The 16654-nt window shown below is 45.0% G+C and carries 19 protein-coding genes and 1 tRNA gene; 15 read left to right on the forward strand and 5 right to left on the reverse strand.

All coding sequences use genetic code 11. The annotated features are described in order from the left end of the window. The first annotated feature begins 152 nt into the window (after positions 1–152). The gene (locus ACZM6M_RS16520) at positions 153–482 is read left to right on the forward strand and encodes an SCP2 sterol-binding domain-containing protein (RefSeq protein ID WP_337434394.1); all 330 of its coding nucleotides are present in this window, start codon (positions 153–155) and stop codon (positions 480–482) included. Between the two features lie 62 nt (positions 483–544). On the opposite strand, the gene ACZM6M_RS16525 is transcribed toward ACZM6M_RS16520, so the two are convergent. The 3 genes from ACZM6M_RS16525 to ACZM6M_RS16535 are packed head-to-tail and all read right to left on the reverse strand — an operon-like array spanning position 545 to position 1675. Beyond that, the gene (locus tag ACZM6M_RS16525; RefSeq protein ID WP_417301879.1) at positions 545–1162 is read right to left on the reverse strand and encodes a manganese catalase family protein; all 618 of its coding nucleotides are present in this window, start codon (positions 1160–1162) and stop codon (positions 545–547) included. After that, positions 1162–1464: a spore coat protein CotJB gene (locus ACZM6M_RS16530; RefSeq protein ID WP_066543408.1), complete on the reverse strand. Its 303-nt coding sequence runs from the start codon at positions 1462–1464 to the stop codon at positions 1162–1164. Before ACZM6M_RS16530 ends, ACZM6M_RS16525 begins: the two co-directional genes overlap by 1 nt. Next, positions 1457–1675 carry a spore coat associated protein CotJA gene (locus ACZM6M_RS16535; protein WP_066543406.1) on the reverse strand — a complete coding sequence of 73 codons (219 nt, stop codon included), beginning with the start codon at positions 1673–1675 and terminating at the stop codon, positions 1457–1459. Before ACZM6M_RS16535 ends, ACZM6M_RS16530 begins: the two co-directional genes overlap by 8 nt. 343 nt (positions 1676–2018) lie before the next feature. On the opposite strand from ACZM6M_RS16535, the gene ACZM6M_RS16540 reads away from it, so the two are divergent. The 14 genes from ACZM6M_RS16540 to ACZM6M_RS16605 all read left to right on the forward strand — a co-directional run bounded on the left by ACZM6M_RS16540 (position 2019) and on the right by ACZM6M_RS16605 (position 15069). Next, a complete protein-coding gene (locus ACZM6M_RS16540) occupies positions 2019–2342 on the forward strand; it encodes an SCP2 sterol-binding domain-containing protein (RefSeq protein WP_296034818.1) in 324 nt (107 codons plus the stop codon). A 69-nt stretch (positions 2343–2411) separates the two neighbouring features. Beyond that, on the forward strand, positions 2412–3818 hold the full coding sequence (locus tag ACZM6M_RS16545; protein ID WP_489490580.1) for an aspartate ammonia-lyase: 1407 nt from the start codon (positions 2412–2414) through the stop codon (positions 3816–3818). Between the two features lie 260 nt (positions 3819–4078). Continuing rightward, positions 4079–4909 (forward strand): helix-turn-helix transcriptional regulator, encoded by an 831-nt coding sequence (locus ACZM6M_RS16550; protein ID WP_296034815.1) that lies wholly within the window; start codon positions 4079–4081, stop codon positions 4907–4909. A 172-nt stretch (positions 4910–5081) separates the two neighbouring features. Further along, positions 5082–6425, forward strand: coding sequence for a TrkH family potassium uptake protein (locus tag ACZM6M_RS16555; RefSeq protein WP_417301905.1), 1344 nt, complete (start codon positions 5082–5084; stop codon positions 6423–6425). Positions 6426–6443: 18 nt separating this feature from the next. After that, complete coding sequence (locus ACZM6M_RS16560; RefSeq protein WP_337434399.1) at positions 6444–7091, forward strand: potassium channel family protein; 648 nt, start codon at positions 6444–6446, stop codon at positions 7089–7091. After that, the gene (locus ACZM6M_RS16565) at positions 7088–8173 is read left to right on the forward strand and encodes a sensor histidine kinase (RefSeq protein WP_337434400.1); all 1086 of its coding nucleotides are present in this window, start codon (positions 7088–7090) and stop codon (positions 8171–8173) included. The genes ACZM6M_RS16560 and ACZM6M_RS16565 overlap by 4 nt, the downstream gene beginning before the upstream one ends. Beyond that, the gene (locus ACZM6M_RS16570) at positions 8166–8867 is read left to right on the forward strand and encodes a response regulator (RefSeq protein WP_066543392.1); all 702 of its coding nucleotides are present in this window, start codon (positions 8166–8168) and stop codon (positions 8865–8867) included. The genes ACZM6M_RS16565 and ACZM6M_RS16570 overlap by 8 nt, the downstream gene beginning before the upstream one ends. Positions 8868–9016: 149 nt before the next feature. Continuing rightward, on the forward strand, positions 9017–10351 hold the full coding sequence (locus ACZM6M_RS16575; protein WP_337434401.1) for an MATE family efflux transporter: 1335 nt from the start codon (positions 9017–9019) through the stop codon (positions 10349–10351). 404 nt (positions 10352–10755) lie between these two features. Further along, positions 10756–10827 (forward strand) — tRNA-Arg (locus ACZM6M_RS16580). A 309-nt stretch (positions 10828–11136) separates the two neighbouring features. Then, on the forward strand, positions 11137–11997 hold the full coding sequence (locus tag ACZM6M_RS16585) for a ParB/RepB/Spo0J family partition protein (RefSeq protein WP_337434402.1): 861 nt from the start codon (positions 11137–11139) through the stop codon (positions 11995–11997). A 15-nt stretch (positions 11998–12012) separates the two neighbouring features. Next, a complete protein-coding gene (locus ACZM6M_RS16590) occupies positions 12013–12798 on the forward strand; it encodes a ParA family protein (RefSeq protein ID WP_337434403.1) in 786 nt (261 codons plus the stop codon). Next, positions 12798–13703: a ParB/RepB/Spo0J family partition protein gene (locus tag ACZM6M_RS16595; RefSeq protein ID WP_489490607.1), complete on the forward strand. Its 906-nt coding sequence runs from the start codon at positions 12798–12800 to the stop codon at positions 13701–13703. Before ACZM6M_RS16590 ends, ACZM6M_RS16595 begins: the two co-directional genes overlap by 1 nt. A 57-nt stretch (positions 13704–13760) precedes the next feature. Further along, positions 13761–14723 (forward strand): DUF6017 domain-containing protein, encoded by a 963-nt coding sequence (locus ACZM6M_RS16600; protein WP_317439899.1) that lies wholly within the window; start codon positions 13761–13763, stop codon positions 14721–14723. Between the two features lie 58 nt (positions 14724–14781). After that, complete coding sequence (locus ACZM6M_RS16605; RefSeq protein ID WP_317439900.1) at positions 14782–15069, forward strand: hypothetical protein; 288 nt, start codon at positions 14782–14784, stop codon at positions 15067–15069. Between the two features lie 128 nt (positions 15070–15197). On the opposite strand, the gene ACZM6M_RS16610 is transcribed toward ACZM6M_RS16605, so the two are convergent. Both ACZM6M_RS16610 and ACZM6M_RS16615 read right to left on the reverse strand, forming a co-directional pair. Continuing rightward, entirely contained in the window at positions 15198–15533 is a 336-nt protein-coding gene (locus ACZM6M_RS16610; RefSeq protein ID WP_021982867.1) for a DUF3784 domain-containing protein, read from the reverse strand. Positions 15534–15707: 174 nt separating this feature from the next. Then, complete coding sequence (locus ACZM6M_RS16615; protein ID WP_489490581.1) at positions 15708–16649, reverse strand: SPOR domain-containing protein; 942 nt, start codon at positions 16647–16649, stop codon at positions 15708–15710. Between the last annotated feature and the right edge of the window lie 5 nt (positions 16650–16654).

Below are 16654 nucleotides of genomic sequence, written 5' to 3' on the forward strand. Positions count from 1 at the left end.
TTTGACGGGTTAATTGAGTGATGTTATGGCTGCATGGATCAATTTTCAGATTCATGGTACTGTTATCAATTCAGATACTGTTCCGTGAATAATTTAGGTTATATTAATACCTGATATAAAAATAAAATGAAAACCAAGAGGTAGAAATGGGTATGACATACGAAGAAGTATTTTCACAGGTAAAGAAAATTTTTATGGAGGCAGATGTAAGCGGGGAAAAGGAGCATCTGGCATTCCAGTTTAATATTGCAGGTGAAGGAGAAGGCGCTTTTTATGCTGAGGTAAAGGAAGGCGTACTTTATGTAGAGCCCTACGAATACTATGACAGAGATGCCATTTTTACCTGCAGCGCAGAGACGCTTTTTAAGCTGGCAGGCGGAAAGCTGGACCTAATCTTTGCTTTTACCACAGGAAAACTGAGGGTTGAAGGAAATCTGGAAAAAGCCATGAAGCTGCAAAGCTTTGTGAAGAAAAATAAATAGAATAAAATTAAAAGCAGTCGGCAGGAGCATCCGGATTCAGGCTCCTGCCGGCTGTTTTAGACTTATTTTGCCTCTGCTGTAAACTGTTTATCAAATTCAGGGTTGAAGAAATAGAAGTTTTTGCTGTCCAGGCTGTCCTTTATCTTTTCCAGAGCTTCACCGAACCGCTGGAAATGGACGATTTCCCTGGCACGCAGAAATCGAAGTGGATCCAGTACATCCGGATCATCAATAATGCGGATAAGGTTTTCGTAGGTGCTCCGGGCTTTCTGTTCTGCAGCCAGGTTTTCATGAAGGTCTGTGATGGCGTCTCCCTTAGACTGGAATTCACAGGTATTGTAGGGAATGCCTGCGGCAGCCGCAGGCCACAGTCCGGTGGCATGATCAATATAATAAGCATCAAATCCGGCTGTCTTTGCCTGTTCTGCCGTCAGGTCTTTGGTAAGCTGAAATACCATAGCGCAGATGATTTCCAGATGAGCCAGTTCTTCTGTGCCGATATCCGTTAAAAGTCCCGCTGCTTCTCTGCATGGCATGGTGTAGCGTTGGGAAAGATAACGCATGGAAGCAGCTAATTCACCGTCCGGACCGCCAAACTGACTGATGATCAGAGATGCGGTTTTGGGACAGGTCTTTTTTATATTGACAGGATACTGGAGACGCTTTTCATAGATCCACATCAGAGAACACCTCCTTCACGATCCCAGGGCAGAGGCCCGTCGGTCCAGGTAAAATGTTTCTGTCCGGGGTAGTCGGTACAGAAGCCGGACTGATTGTTTGTATCAGGGCAGACACAGTCTCTGGTAAGGGGTTCAAATTCCCTGGCAAATTGTTCGAGAAGGTTTTTCCGTCTGGTATTTGCCTGCATAAAGGCTTCAAGTGCAGGCATATCCAGAGGATGGGTATCAAGGTATAGGTTTAGATCATCGGCAGTAAAGCTGATTTCCTGAAGTTCCTTTAACATGGCTTTACGGTCAGACATGAGCGTTTCCTCCTTCCTTAAAAAACGGGAGCACGAGGCTCGGAAAGATACTCCCCTGCTTCAGTCCCACAGCCGGAGAAAGGGGCGTTTCCCAGGGCTGGGTAGGAACTGCAGCGATTGCAAGCGTCAGCTTTTCGCCGGGAAACGGGGAATTTCTTTCGTATCCGCAGACAGCAGCGTAAGGAGCGGTTTCGTCTCGATACAGGTTCATTTAAATAGTACCTCTCTTTCTGAACATGTGGATCGGGGCTTTCAAGATCCTAAAACCTGCCTGAAAACCCCGGCGCCGGAAACCGGGCGCTGATCTTAGTATGTCCCGGTTTCATAAGGCTCCCTTTGGGAATGAACGGAAGAAAAGGAATTTGCCGCGTCTATTCTATTTCCCGCCGTCAATAATAAATTAAGAGGAAGAGTTAGTTTTGTGCTTCAGAAACAGAAAATGCCTTCCGTTTTGTGCGGAGAGTATAACATATCCGATTTTCGGCTGTCTGGAAAATAAAGGGAAATCATGGTATACTAAAGAAGTGTAAAAAACAGGAAAAGGAGATACAGGTATGACGTACGAGGAAGTATTTACACAGATTAAAAGTATTTTTATGGAGGCAGATGTAAGCGGGGAAAAGGAGCATGTGGCATTCCAGTTTAATGTCACAGGAGAAGGGGAAGGAGCATTTTACGCAGAAGTAAAAGAGGGTACTCTCTGTGTGGAACCCTATGAATATTATGACAGGGACGCAGTGTTTACCTGTACTGCAGATACGCTTTTTAAGCTGGCCAGTGGAAAACTTGATCCGATTTTTGCCTTTACCACAGGAAAATTGAGAGTTGAGGGAAATCTGGAAAAAGCAATGAAACTGCAGAATTTTGTAAAAAAGTGATATGCTCCAGATAGGAGCCGGAGTAAAGGTGGTTTTTGACACTACCTGCAAAACAGGAGGGAATATATTATGATAACCAGAAAAGAAGCGGATTCCATAGGCACAATGGAGGTGCCCATGAAGGCGTATTATGGAGTACAGACATTACGCGCGAAGAAGAATTTTCACATTACAGGACGGCCGCTGCATCCGGAATTTATAAAAAATCTGGTGAGAATAAAAAAGGCCGCGGCTTATACCAATATGACGGCCCATATACTGGACGAGAAGATTGGAAATGCCATTGTAAAGGCCTGTGATGAGATCATAGAGGGAAAGCTCCATTCTCAGTTTATTGTAGACGCCATTCAGGGAGGCGCAGGCACCTCGGCCAATATGAATGCTAACGAGGTCATAGCCAACCGGGCGATTGAGATCCTGGGCGGTGAAAAGGGGGATTATACGATTGTTCATCCCAATGACCATGTAAATATGGCCCAGTCTACCAATGATGTGATCCCCAGTGCAGGAAAGCTTACGATCCTGGCGCTGCTTCCGGGCCTTTTGGAACAGCTGGAACGGCTGCACAAGGCTCTGAGGGACAAATCCATTGAATTTGACGATGTGGTAAAGATGGGACGGACCCAGCTTCAGGATGCGGTGCCGATCCGCCTGGGGCAGTCCTTTGAAGCCTATGCGGCAGTGATCGAGAGAGATATCCGGCGGATACGCTCCCTGGATTCAGAGATTAAGGTGTTGAATATCGGAGCTACTGCGGTGGGAACGGCGATCAATGTAAACCCGGTGTACTTATTTCACATTATCCGAAATGTAAACCTCGTCTGTGGCACAGACTGCATCCAGGCAGAGGATCTGTTTGACGCCACCCAGAATCTGGACGGCTTTGTACATACCTCTGCGGCTCTCAGAGTCTGTGCGGTAAATCTGTCTAAGATCTGCAATGATCTGCGTCTGCTCTCCAGCGGCCCCAAAGCAGGACTGGGAGAGATCAATCTGCCCCCGAAGCAGAACGGCTCTTCCATTATGCCGGGAAAGATCAATCCGGTTATCCCGGAGGTGGTTTCCCAGGTTGCCTACAATGTGATCGGAAATGACGTAACCGTTACTATGGCTGCAGAGGCAGGACAGCTGGAATTAAATGCTTTTGAGCCGGTGATTTTCTATAAGATTTTTGAGTCGATCGATACCTTAAGAGGGGCGGTGGAGACGCTGATCGATAACTGTATTCTCGGTATTACGGCGAACAGAGAGCGCTGCCGTGCTCTGGTAGAGTCCAGTGCGGCTTTGGCTACAGCCCTTTGTCCGGCTCTGGGATATAAAAAATCGGCCGAAATTGCAAAAAAATGCAATCGAACCGGGATTCCGGTGCGCCAGATCGTACTTGAGGAGGGACTGCTGCCGGAAGAAGAACTGGATCGTTATTTAAGTCTGGTGGATATGACCCAGGCGGGCCATCCGGTGGATTACAAATTATAAAACTGCTTAAACAGCAAAAGACCAGGTACTGGGGATACCTGGTCTTTTCTATGTGTATAAAGGGGGGGATAAAATGTGTGAAAGGGGGAGGACCCTTTCGGTTTTGTTTACAGTTAGGATTATAGTATATTGGGGTAAGGATTTCCATTGTGAAATGAAAAAGAAATATTGCAAAATGCACAAACTCTGATAAACTGATAGATAACGAAAAATGTGCGGCCGAAGGAAGGGACGGACAGAAAAAGTCAGGAGGAAATGAGGTGTACCAGGAGGTCAGTTTTAAGACAGAGCAGGTGATCTATGCCCATACCCGCAGTGATGAGGCGGACATGGAGTATAAGATGCACTGCCATAACAGCTATGAGATTTATTATATGATAACCGGGAATGTGGAGTATCTGCTGGAAGGGCGGTCCTATTGTCCCCGTCCGGGAAGCCTTTTAGTGATCGCACCTGGCTGTTTTCATGGTCTGAGAGTGCTGGATGGAAATGAATATGACCGGATCCGGGTTCATTTTACAGAGGATCTTTTAAATGGAAAGGAGCGGGAGCTTCTGTTAAAGCCCTTTGGAACGGGATGGGGCTGTCTTGAAGAGCAGTTCCCCATTGAATGGTATTTTCATGCAATCGAAGAGTGCGGTACTTACGGGAAGGAGCTGCAGAATATTGCAATTCGCACACGGATCCTGTCGCTTTTGGCGGGTATTTCTGCAATATACGTCCGAAGTGCGGGACGCGTTCATGGAGCAGAGGGACAGGCCCAGGAGATAATCCGGTATATTAACAGCCATCTGAGGGATACGCTGACGGTAGAGGGGCTGGCAGAGCAGTTTTTTATGAGCCGAAATCATCTGACTTCCATATTCCGCCAGGCAACAGGAACTACGGTAGCCCGCTATATTCTTTATAAGCGCATGACTATTGCAAGAAAAGAACTGGCAATGGGGACTCCGGCGGCTGAGGCTGCATCCAGAGCCGGCTTTGGAGATTATTCCAGCTTTTTCAGAGCCTATCGGAAGATGTTCGGCTGCGCTCCTACCGATAAGACGGCGATGGAACTTCCCGATATGGATAAGAGCGGAGATTTTTAGGCAGTTTCCTAATGGGGCCTTTATGCCGTCTTTATACAATCTTTATACCAGCGTTTTTACTTTTAACACAATCTTTTTGAAGGATGTGGCATAATTAGCAATTACAGAGACAATATAAAGACCGTATAAAGAGACGGTTTTTATGGTGTCCGTTAACCGGAGGGATATTATGATGAATGTTCAGGGCAGAAAAAAACATATGACGTCCGCTCAGATCATTATTTTCGGTTTTATGGTAGTGATCTTTATGGGAGCACTGCTCCTCATGCTTCCCATATCAACCAAAGGACCAGGGGGAGCGCCCTTTTTAGACGCGCTGTTTACCTCTACATCTGCCGTATGTGTTACAGGGCTGATCGTACATGATACTGCGACCTACTGGACGGAATTTGGCCAGTTTGTGATCATTTCGCTGATTCAGGTCGGCGGTATGGGCGTAGTGACTGTGGCTGTGGCCGTGGCTATGGTGTCTGGAAAAAAAATCGGCCTGAGGGAACGAAGTACCATGCAGGATGCTATTTCTGCACCCAAGGTAGGAGGGATCGTCCGTTTTACGGGCTTTATCCTCAAAGGTACGTTTATCGTTGAGCTGACGGGCGCTGTCTTGATGGCGCCGCAGTTTATTAAGGATTTCGGCTTTGTTAAGGGAATCTGGTATGCAGTATTCCACTCGATTTCCGCATTCTGCAACGCAGGTTTTGACCTTATGGGCGTAAGAGAACCCTTTTCCTCTCTGACCCATTATGTGGGCCATCCGGTCATCAATTTTGCCATTATGATGCTGATTGTAGTGGGCGGTCTGGGCTTTCTCACATGGGAGGATATATGGGCCAACCGGCGGTGCTGGAGAAAATACAGGATGCAGAGCAAGGTGATTCTCACCACAACGGCTCTTTTGATCCTGATCCCGGCAGTGATTTTTTATTTTCTTGAATTTAACGGGCCTGAGTGGCAGGGACGGGGCGCGCGTATCTGGGCTTCTTTATTCCAGTCTGTAACGCCCAGGACTGCGGGATTTAACACGGTGGATCTGACAGCCATGAGCGAGCCGGGACAGCTTCTTACAGCGATTTTGATGCTCATAGGAGGTTCGCCGGGGTCTACGGCAGGCGGTATGAAAACGACTACTCTGGCAGTGCTTTTGCTGTCCGGCTGGGCAGTATTTTACCGCAAGGAGGATACGCAGTGCTACGGGCGGCGTATTTCAGAGGAAACCGTGCGTTATGCGGCGGTTGTAATGATGATGTATATCACACTCTGTATCGGAGGCGCGCTTGCTATCAGTTATCTGGAAGGCCTTCCTATCTTAACCTGTATTTACGAAACAGCCTCTGCCATTGCTACGGTAGGATTGACCCTTGGCATTACGCCGGAGCTGGGAACGACATCACGGATCATACTGATTCTTTTAATGTATTGCGGAAGAGTAGGAGGACTGACACTGGTCTATGCGGCTATTTCCGGAGTGAAGCCTCATGTTTCAAGGTTGCCCCAGGAAAAGATTACTGTGGGATAAAAGAAAGGGAAATGACTTATGAAATCAATTTTACTTATTGGACTGGGCCGTTTCGGCCGTCATGTGGCAGAAAAATTATACGAGCTGGATCATCAGGTTATGGCGGTAGATAAGCAGGAGGACCGCGTGGAGGCGGTTATGTCATATGTAACCAATGCCCAGATCGGAGACAGCACCAATATGGAGTTTTTGGAAACACTTGGCGTAAGCAATTTTGATGTGTGCATTGTCGCCATTGCCAGCGACTTCCAGAGCTCTCTGGAGACAACGGCTTATTTAAAGGATCTGGGGGCCAAGATGGTGGTTTCCCGTGCTTCCAGAGATGTACACGCCCGGTTCCTGCTGCGGAATGGTGCAGATGAGATCGTCTACCCAGAAAAGCAGGTGGCAAACTGGACAGCTATCCGCTACAGCTCAGAGCATATATTTGACTATGTGCAGCTCAGTGACACTCACGCTATTTTTGAGATTGAAATGCCTCAGAACTGGGTGGGAAAGACCATCGGACAGGTAGACATACGAAAGAAGTTCAATATCAATATCATGGCTCTGAAGCGGGATGGAAAGCTGGATATGGCGATCCGGCCAGATACCATGCTTACCGATGATGCGACCATGCTGGTTCTGGGTGAGAGCCGTGATATCCAGAAATGTTTTAAGATATGAAACCATTTTCCCGTAGAACACACAGCATTATAAGAGATGGGGGACGGGCTGCGGGAATTCTGATCGCGGCTACGCTGGTGGGACTCCTTTTTTCAGGGCTTAAGATCCCGGAGGCGAATATTATCGCCGTGTACATCCTGGGTGTGCTGATTATATCTATTATTACAAGCAGCTGGATGTACAGTTTTCTGGCCTCTGTGATCAGCGTACTGGCCTTTAATTTTTTGTTTACAGTCCCGCGTTTTACCCTGCGGGCCTATGACCCCAGCTATCCGGTGACCTTTGGCATCATGTTTCTGGTAGCCCTTATTACCGGTTCTCTGGCCTCCCGGATGAAGGAATATGCCAGGGAGTCCGCCCAGGCGGCCATGCAGATTGAAAAGGAGCAGCTTCGGGCTGACCTTCTTCGGTCCATTTCCCATGATCTGCGCACTCCTCTTACCTCTATTTCCGGAAATGCCAGCAACCTGCTTTCCAATGAAAATGAATTCAGCCAAGAGACGCGGATGCAGATCTATGGGGACATTTATGATGATTCCATGTGGCTGATCAAGCTGGTGGAAAATCTGCTGTCTGTCACACGGATTGAGGACGGACGGATGGATCTTCGGATGTCTGCAGAGCTTATGGATGAGGTCATTGCCGAGGCGATGCGCCATACGGATCGGAACCGGGACGGACGGAAGATCGAGGTAAGCAGTGATGAGGAGTTTATTTTGGGAAAGATGGATGCCAGGCTGATTGTCCAGGTAGTGATCAATCTGGTGGACAATGCTGTAAAATATACGCCTGAGGGAGCCCAAATCCGGATCCATACAGGAAAAAAGGACGGTATGGTGGTGGTGTCGGTCAGCGATACAGGTCCTGGAATACCGGATGAACAGAAATCAAAAGTATTTGATATGTTTTATACAGGAACAAACCGGGCGGCGGACGGACGCAGGAGCCTGGGACTGGGGCTGGGACTGTGCAGATCCATTATCCGGGCGCACGGGGGAGAAATATGGGTATCAGACAATAAGCCCCAGGGGGCTGTATTTACATTTACACTGCCTGCAGAGGAGGTAACACTGCATGAATAAACCATTAATTTTAGTGGTCGAGGATGACGCTCCGGTGCGCAATTTGATCACTACCACATTAAAAGCAAACGATTACCGGTTCCAGACAGCAGCAAACGGAGAAGCGGGAGTTCTGGCAACCGCTTCCCAGAATCCCGATATTATCCTGCTGGATCTGGGACTGCCTGATATGGACGGCATGGAGGTTATCAAAAGGGTACGCAGCTGGTCGAATGTTCCCATTATTGTGATCAGTGCCAGAAGCGAGGATACGGATAAGATCGACGCTCTGGATGCGGGGGCAGATGATTATCTGACGAAGCCCTTTTCCGTTGAGGAGCTTCTTGCCAGACTGCGCGTCACCCAGAGGCGTCTGGCAGTTATGAACGGCGACGGGGCGGGAAGAGAATCCGTATTTACAAACGGAAGGCTGCGGATCGACTATGGAGCAGGCTGCGCTTATCTGGGAGAGAAGGAAATGCACTTAACGCCGATCGAGTACAAGCTGCTCTGCCTCATGGCCCAGAACGTGGGAAAGGTCCTGACCCATACTTATATCACGCAGAAGGTATGGGGAAGCAGCTGGGATAATGATATCGCCTCCCTGCGGGTATTTATGGCAACTCTGCGTAAAAAGCTGGAGAGCGAGCCCGATTCCCCCCAGTATATCCAGACCCATATCGGAGTGGGGTATCGGATGATGAAGGTGGAATAAAGCTGCGCACCGGACTTCAGGATACGCCGGAGGCGGTGCAAAATGCAGAGACGAGAAGGAGTTTTTTCTTGACATTCTCCTGAAATGCACTAATATTGTAAGTGTTTACATTTTATAGTATGAAAGAGAATGACAAGGGAGAACACAGTATGACAAAGGATATGACGACCGGAAAAATAATGCCCATGCTGGTGCAGTTCACAGTTCCGCTTGTGCTGGGGAATTTATTCCAGCTGACATACAATGCGGTGGACAGTATCATCGTGGGCCATTTTGTTGGAAAAGAGGCACTGGCGGCTGTGGGAATCTGCAATCCCATTACCACTCTGATGATCCTTTTTCTCAACGGACTGTGCATGGGAGCAGCCATCCTTATGGGAACGCAGTACGGAGCCAGGGATTATGATACGCTTCACCGGCAGATCAGTACAACCATGATATCGGGAATGGTATTTTCCATCATTCTGACCCTGATCTGTGTTATATTTGCAGAACCGATCCTCATGCTCATGCAGGTTGATCCGTCGATCATGCAGATGACAAAGGAGTATCTGCGGATCATTTTCTGGGGTCTGATGTTTACCTTTTTATATAACTTTTTTTCCAGTACTTTAAGGGCTCTGGGGGACAGCAATACGCCCCTTTATTTTTTGATTATCAGTGCAGTATTAAACATTTTCGGCGATCTGTTTTTTGTAGTCGTATTAAGGGCCGGAAGCAACGGCTGCGCCATTGCCACTGTAATCAGCGAGGCTCTTTGCTGCCTGTTTTGTATGATTTATATACAAAAGAAGGTACCAATGCTGCGGCTGGGGAAAAAATGGCTGGTGTTTGACCGGAAGCTGCTGAAGCGCACGATTTCCTATGGATGGGCTTCCGCCATGCAGCAGGCTACCGTTCAGCTGGGAAAGCTGGGAATACAGGCTATTGTAAATACCATGGGCGTATCGGTGGCAGCTGCTTTTGCAGTCGTAAACCGGATCGATGATTTCGCCTATACGCCGGAGCAGAATATCGCCCACGCTATGACCGCTCTTATGGCCCAGAATAAAGGCGCAAGAAAGAAGGAACGTATGAGGGAAGGCTTCCGCTGCGGAATGAAGCTGGAGCTGATTTACGGCGTGGCTGTGTTTGCCGTCTGCTTTCTCTTTGCACGGCCCTTGATGCTGCTCTTTGTAAAGGATGAGGAGGTCATCCGCCATGGAGTAAGCTATCTCCATCTGATCGCAGCCATGTATCTGCTTCCCGCAGCTACTAACGGTATCCAGGGCTATTTCAGAGGGATTGGCGATTTGAAGATTACCCTCATCAGCAGCTTTATCAATATGGGTGTGCGGGTACTGGCAGCACTGCCGCTGGTATTCCTGATGGGAATGGGAATTGAGGCCCTTCCTCTGGCCTATATGGCAGGCTGGATCGGAATGCTGATCGCAGAGGTTCCGCTGCTGGTGCGGACTTACCGGAAGGGAATGGATGGGAATTGATACTTGATTTTTGGATGGAAATCATGTATGATATAAAACAGGCTGTGAGAGAAAATGCAGCCTGTCTTGTCTTTTGGCTTTGAGGCTGAGAGATGAGTGGAGTTGTTTCCGTAGCTCAGTTGGATAGAGCGACCGCTTCCTAAGGGCTTGTTGGAGCAATCGCCCAACACTGAAAATTTTATATACGTCCATGTACCTCAGTAGGATAGAGGGTTCGCCTCCTAAGGTAGAACCATGGCGGAACCCTTTTGAAGAAAAAGGGTAGCGTTTGAGGGTCACTTAAGGAAGCGAAATCTGAAAAATCAGAAGAGATAGGAAAGAGATAATTCATCACGAAAGTGTTAGAGTTATAAATGATGGCAGCCGGAGCCAAAGGGTCGAAAAAGCCCGGAAATACGGCATTTGTCTCCTTAGTTAAATGGATATAACGGGGTCCTCCTAAGACTCTATTGTAGGTTCGATTCCTATAGGAGACGCTCATTTTAAGCAGTAATGATTGAAAAAGTCATTGCTGCTTTTTTTGTATCTTGGGTGGAAATTTCCACCCGGAATTGAAAAAACAGAAGGATTTCATCCACCCAAAATAAGATTTTGCCACCCATTTGAAAATTATGATTTTCCACCCGGATGTGTGGCATATGGTGTAGGGAAGAAAAAGGGTTGTCAATGGATGCAAATTTGGTTTTCTTGTCTGTACGATTCAGACCTGAGAAAGATAGATGCTCAGATTAGATGTAACAAGTCTAGTTTGGGCATTTTTTCGTCCAGAAGAAAAGGAGGATTACATGGAAGTACGAAAAGAAGATCAAAGAGATCCAGATGAGAAAGTCGTTGAGATAGAGATTGAACGGCTCAGGGACTTTAAAAATCATCCATTCAAGGTACAGGCAGACAGTCAGATGAAAGAGTTACAGGAATCCATCAAGAAATATGGGATTCTTAATCCTCTGATTGTGAGACCGAGGCCGGAAGGATTTTATGAAATCATTTCAGGTCACAGAAGGAAGTATGCAGCACAGCAACTGAAATATACGAAGGTTCCGGTCATTATTAGATACATGCTTGAAGAGGATGCCATTATTTCAATGGTAGATGCCAATTTACAGAGGGAGCGGATCTCACCGAGCGAAAAAGCATTTGCTTATAAGATGAAATATGATGTGCTCAAGAGAAAGGCCGGCAGAAGAAAATGTAGCCAGGTTGACTATCTGACCGGAAAAAAGAGTGTGGAGGTCATAAGCGAAGAATGTGGGGACAGTCCCAAGCAGGTACAGAGATATTTAAAACTTACCAAACTGATTCCAGAGCTGCTTGAAAAAGTGGATGACGAAATAATGGGATTTACGATAGCTGTGGAACTGGCATCATTAACTGAAAAAAATCAGAAGACTGTACTGGATGCAATGGAAAGTACATTGGGAACTCCTAATCTGTCCCAGGCAATCAGAATCAAAAAATTACAGGAAAACGGGGTCTTTAGTAAGGAAAAGATAGAGGAGCTTTTAAGTGAGATCAAGCAGAAAGACATTGACCGGGTGGTTTTTAAAAATGAGCAGTTATACAGGTATTTCCCATCCTATTACACTGCTGAACAGATGAAAAGAGAAATACTGACACTATTAAAAATCAATATGACATTTGAATAACGGGAGGAAAAACATATGTGTAGAGTAATTGCAGTATCTAATCAAAAAGGTGGAGTTGGTAAAACGGTATCATGTGTGAATCTTGGAATAGGGCTGGCACAGGAAGGGAAAAAGGTGTTGCTGATCGATGCTGATCCACAGGGCAGCCTTACTATCAGCTTAGGATATGAGGAACCGGATGAGATGGAGTATTCACTGGCTACATTGATGCTGAATGTTGTGAATGATGAAAAACTGAATATGGAAAAAACAATCCTGCATCACGGAGAGGGTGTGGATCTGATCCCAGCCAACATTGAATTATCAGCTATCGAGGTATCTTTGGTAAATGCTATGAGCAGGGAACTGATTCTCAGATCACTGGTTGATAAGCTGCGAGAGTTTTATGATTTCATCCTTATAGACTGTATGCCGTCGCTGGGAATGATGACAATCAACGCATTAGCATGTGCAGATTCAGTGCTGATTCCGGTACAGGCGGCTTATCTTCCAGTCAAAGGGTTACAACAGCTGATCAAGACTATTGGCAGGGTGAAAAAACAGCTGAATCCAAAGCTCAAGGTAGAGGGAATTTTGTTGACAATGGTAGATTACAGGACAAATTATGCAAGGGATATTTCACTGATGGTGTACGATACATATTCTGCATCCATCAAGGTATTTGGTTCTGAAATTCCGATGTCAGTCAGAGCTGCGGAAGTCAGTGTGGAAGGAAAAAGTATCTATTCCTATGATCCAAAAGGAAAAGTAGCATGTGCATACAAGAGCTTAACCGAAGAAGTTTTGAAGGAGGATAGATGATGACAAACAGAGTTGCTGGAAAAATTAAATTACAGTCCGTAGATGAATTATTGGGAGTACCGGAGATTTCAGGTACTCAGGAAATAGAAATTGCAAGAATCCATGAGTTTCCAAATCATCCATTTAAGGTTCTGGATGATGAAAGAATGGATTTGCTGGTAGACAGTATCCGGGAAAATGGCATTCTGAATCCAGTGATTGTAAGACCTGATCAGAATGGTGATTATGAAATGATTTCCGGCCATCGCAGATTACATGCGGCTGGAATTGCTGGACTTCAAAAGATACCTGCTATTGTAAAGGAAATGTCCGATGATGAAGCCATTATAAAAATGGTGGATGCCAATATTCAGAGGGAAGAAATTCTTCCAAGCGAGAGAGCATTTAGCTTGAAGATGAAGATGGATGCAATGAGGAGACAAGGCAGTAGATCAGATTTAACTTCTGGCAATGATTTCCAGAAGTGGTCCTCTGATGAAATTGGAGAAACTGTTGGATTGAAAGGAAGGCAGGTGAGAAATTATATTAGACTGACCTATTTGATACCAGAGATTCTTGATATGGTAGATCAGAAAAAAATACAATTTGTATCAGCAGTAGATTTATCTTATTTAGAAGAACAGATACAAAAGTGGGTTTTTGAATATATCAAAGATAATGGATTTATCAAAACAGTTCAGATAACTGCTTTAAAAAATTATCCCAATATATCTAATGCAAACCAGATGAGTGTAATTTCAATAATGAACGATGCACTTCCAAAGAAGAACACAGAAGCTAAGGTATCATTTTCAGAAAAGAAGCTGGATAAATATTTTCCATCTCACTATTCAGCAAAGGATAGGGAAACCGTGATTATACAATTATTGGAACAGTGGAGTGAAGCACAGAAAGCAATTCAATAAAGAGAACAGGATTCCAGAAGTGTAAAAATAGCACTTCTGGAACAGGAGGAAAGATAAATGGAAGATAGAATAAAGCTCTCTTATTTTTATGGAAGGGAAGCGGATCAATATTCGTTTTATAGAATACCAAAATTGCTATTTACTGAAGAATATTTCAAGAAGATATCCGTGGAGGCAAAAGTGTTATATGGTCTTATGCTGGATCGTATGTCATTATCCATGAAAAATCAGTGGTTTGACACAGAAGGACGTGCCTACATATATTATTCGCTGGAGGATATCATGGATGCTATGGGATGTAGTAATAAAAAAGCCATTTCCATAATGAAAGAACTGGATATAGAATCTGGAATTGGACTCATTGAAAAGAAGCGCCAGGGACAGGGAAAACCAACCATGATCTATCTGAAACAGTTTATGATCCAGGATGCTCAGAAGTGTAATAATTACATTTCTGGAGAAAAATCAGCAATTTCAGAAGTGAAGAATTTACATGTCTTGAAGTGTAAAAATGTCATGTCCAGAAGTGAAGAAATTACACATCCAGAAGTGAAAAAATTACACACTAATAAGAATAATATAAATAATACTGAGTTAAGTAATACTGAATCTAATCATATCATATCGGGAAATGATGGGATGGGATTCGATATGGAAGCATACACGGAAATAATCAAAGAGAATATTGAACTGGACATTCTCTTAGAGCGGTACCCTTATGACAGGGAACTGCTGATAGGTATCTTTGATCTGATTCTGGAAACTGTTCTTTGTAAGAATAAGTCTATCATTGTTGCATCTAGCGAATATCCGGCGGAACTGGTCAGAAGTAAATTTTTGAAACTGAATATGTTCCACGTAGAATATGCGATGGACTGTATGAGAAAGAATACCTCAAAAATACATAATATCAAAAAATATCTGCTGGCGGCACTGTTTAATGCACCGAGTACCATCAGCGGTTATTATCAGGCAGAAGTAAATCATGACCTACCGCAGTACGCCGCAAATGATAAATAATAATTGGCTGTTTGATCAGCATCTGGGAAATAAGTCAGAAAAGAGGAGGATGCATAAAATGTTAAAAATATTTACAAAATTGATTGTATTGCCAGTGATGGTGATTTTGATTGCTTTATCTTTTACAGTCAGTATCTTATCGAAAATACATTATCTGGTAGCGGTTCTGGTTAATGCAATTTTCATAATGTGCGCAGTGATTGCTTTGTCATTGCAACAGTGGCAAAATTTTGGAATAGCAGTGTTTGTTCTTGCTGTAAGCTGTATGATATTGAAATTGTGGGATATCATCGAATATGCCATTGGAGTAATATGTGGTCATTTATTTGAAATATTATCGGTGTAGATGATTACGCTGGTTTAAGTATAAATTTATGTATCATGAAAAAGAAAAGGCAGCCACAGGGTTAGAACCTGTGACTGCTAAACCGTTTTTGCCCAATCCGTATTTGGATTACTTCGACAAACTGGAATTTACTTTAATAAATATTTTTCAAACGCTTTATGATTATCAAAGTGGACTTCTCTAAAAAACAGAACTAACCAAATAATATAGGTTGGTATAGCTATATATGGGGTTAAAAAGCAGGATAATAATGCTCCTGCCAACATTATAATAGCCCACATAAAGCACTGATTTCTTATATCACGAGAGATATGAGCTTTATCATACAATGCCTGTTCTTCTTTAGAAAATGAATTAAATCCTGAAACAAATTTTGCTGCTTTTTCCTTAAAAATCGCAAATAACACACCTATAATCAGAAATGGTATTACCAAAATTATACACGACCAAAATCCTATATTCATAATACATACCTCCGCTTCAAATTCCGATTTTAATGTCTCTATTATACCATAATTGACCGCCCATTTGAAGCCCTGAAAATGCCGATAAATTCAAGGTTGTTCAATATATAAGGCTATACAAAACCTATATAAAATCGGTCAGTTAGTAACAAAATAGTAACAGATTTTCAGGCATCAAAGAAGCTGATTCACCCTTGCCTGTACAGCGTCATAATCATAGCCCGCCGCCGTTAGCCTGTTCTTTCTGTCCTGCCCGTTGCCCCAATCACCCCGGATCACTTCACGGGCAATTTCATCAACGGATTTCTTTGCCGGGGTGGAAGAAACAGCCTGCCCCTGTTCCGTGGTGATAAAGGCATCGAAGCCCGCCGCTTTGATTTTAGCAAGCATATTTTCAGCGTTGGCTTTCACGCTGTAAGCCCCAACCTGAATTTTGTAATAGCCGCCAGCCTGCACCATGTAAGTATCAAATCCGGCTGCCTTGATTTTTTCAAGCTGTCTATCAGCGTTTTCTTTGTTCTTGAAAGCCCCCGCCTGCACCCGGTACAGCGTCCCATCCGTGGAAGGGGTGGAAGCACCGCTGCCAAGCTGCGTCGTTACCTTTGCGGCAAGATCACCAAGGCGGGAATACAGCCAATCGCCGGGGCAAGCTTTGTTGGCAAACCACCTGTGAACGGTAACAACCATTTCACCGGCTTTCGGCTCATAGGCAAGGGTTTTATCCTTGTCACCAAACCAAAGCAGCTTATTTTTCCCGTTGCGGCGGCAAATATCCACACAAAGTTTGATAAGAGACTGGTAGACCGCATCCGTCATAGCGTAGGGGTGTTCCTTGTCGGAAGCACATTCAATCGTAACTGCCCGCTGATCGTTGGCATTGCTGGAAGAGCACCAAGAACGGTTTCCCTCGTCCACACAAAGGGCGATCTGCCCATCCTTTCCAATACCATAGTTGCAGCTTGCTTCACGGTCAGGACTTGTAAAACAGCCACAAATACTTGCAGCGGAAAGCTGCCCCACAACACAATGCGGGGTGATCCGATCAATAGAGTGCGTGCGCTTCCCCGAATGGTTCGGGGAAAGCAGCGTATAAGATACCAAACTTGAATTACTCATTTTAT

It is taken from the genome of Enterocloster sp., assembly GCF_057861365.1.

What these genes read in the sequence shown, in the direction of transcription:
- ACZM6M_RS16575 (WP_337434401.1), top strand. Translation starts at nt 9,017, where the DNA reads ATGACAAAGGATATGACGACCGGAAAAATAATGCCCATGCTGGTGCAG.
- ACZM6M_RS16555 (WP_417301905.1), top strand. Translation starts at nt 5,082, where the DNA reads ATGAATGTTCAGGGCAGAAAAAAACATATGACGTCCGCTCAGATCATT.
- ACZM6M_RS16590 (WP_337434403.1), top strand. Translation starts at nt 12,013, where the DNA reads ATGTGTAGAGTAATTGCAGTATCTAATCAAAAAGGTGGAGTTGGTAAA.
- ACZM6M_RS16520 (WP_337434394.1), top strand. Translation starts at nt 153, where the DNA reads ATGACATACGAAGAAGTATTTTCACAGGTAAAGAAAATTTTTATGGAG.
- ACZM6M_RS16560 (WP_337434399.1), top strand. Translation starts at nt 6,444, where the DNA reads ATGAAATCAATTTTACTTATTGGACTGGGCCGTTTCGGCCGTCATGTG.
- ACZM6M_RS16545 (WP_489490580.1), top strand. Translation starts at nt 2,412, where the DNA reads ATGATAACCAGAAAAGAAGCGGATTCCATAGGCACAATGGAGGTGCCC.
- ACZM6M_RS16600 (WP_317439899.1), top strand. Translation starts at nt 13,761, where the DNA reads ATGGAAGATAGAATAAAGCTCTCTTATTTTTATGGAAGGGAAGCGGAT.
- ACZM6M_RS16615 (WP_489490581.1), bottom strand. Translation starts at nt 16,649, where the DNA reads ATGAGTAATTCAAGTTTGGTATCTTATACGCTGCTTTCCCCGAACCAT.
- ACZM6M_RS16570 (WP_066543392.1), top strand. Translation starts at nt 8,166, where the DNA reads ATGAATAAACCATTAATTTTAGTGGTCGAGGATGACGCTCCGGTGCGC.
- ACZM6M_RS16525 (WP_417301879.1), bottom strand. Translation starts at nt 1,162, where the DNA reads ATGTGGATCTATGAAAAGCGTCTCCAGTATCCTGTCAATATAAAAAAG.
- ACZM6M_RS16565 (WP_337434400.1), top strand. Translation starts at nt 7,088, where the DNA reads ATGAAACCATTTTCCCGTAGAACACACAGCATTATAAGAGATGGGGGA.
- ACZM6M_RS16610 (WP_021982867.1), bottom strand. Translation starts at nt 15,533, where the DNA reads ATGAATATAGGATTTTGGTCGTGTATAATTTTGGTAATACCATTTCTG.
- ACZM6M_RS16540 (WP_296034818.1), top strand. Translation starts at nt 2,019, where the DNA reads ATGACGTACGAGGAAGTATTTACACAGATTAAAAGTATTTTTATGGAG.
- ACZM6M_RS16605 (WP_317439900.1), top strand. Translation starts at nt 14,782, where the DNA reads ATGTTAAAAATATTTACAAAATTGATTGTATTGCCAGTGATGGTGATT.
- ACZM6M_RS16535 (WP_066543406.1), bottom strand. Translation starts at nt 1,675, where the DNA reads ATGAACCTGTATCGAGACGAAACCGCTCCTTACGCTGCTGTCTGCGGA.
- ACZM6M_RS16530 (WP_066543408.1), bottom strand. Translation starts at nt 1,464, where the DNA reads ATGTCTGACCGTAAAGCCATGTTAAAGGAACTTCAGGAAATCAGCTTT.
- ACZM6M_RS16585 (WP_337434402.1), top strand. Translation starts at nt 11,137, where the DNA reads ATGGAAGTACGAAAAGAAGATCAAAGAGATCCAGATGAGAAAGTCGTT.
- ACZM6M_RS16595 (WP_489490607.1), top strand. Translation starts at nt 12,798, where the DNA reads ATGACAAACAGAGTTGCTGGAAAAATTAAATTACAGTCCGTAGATGAA.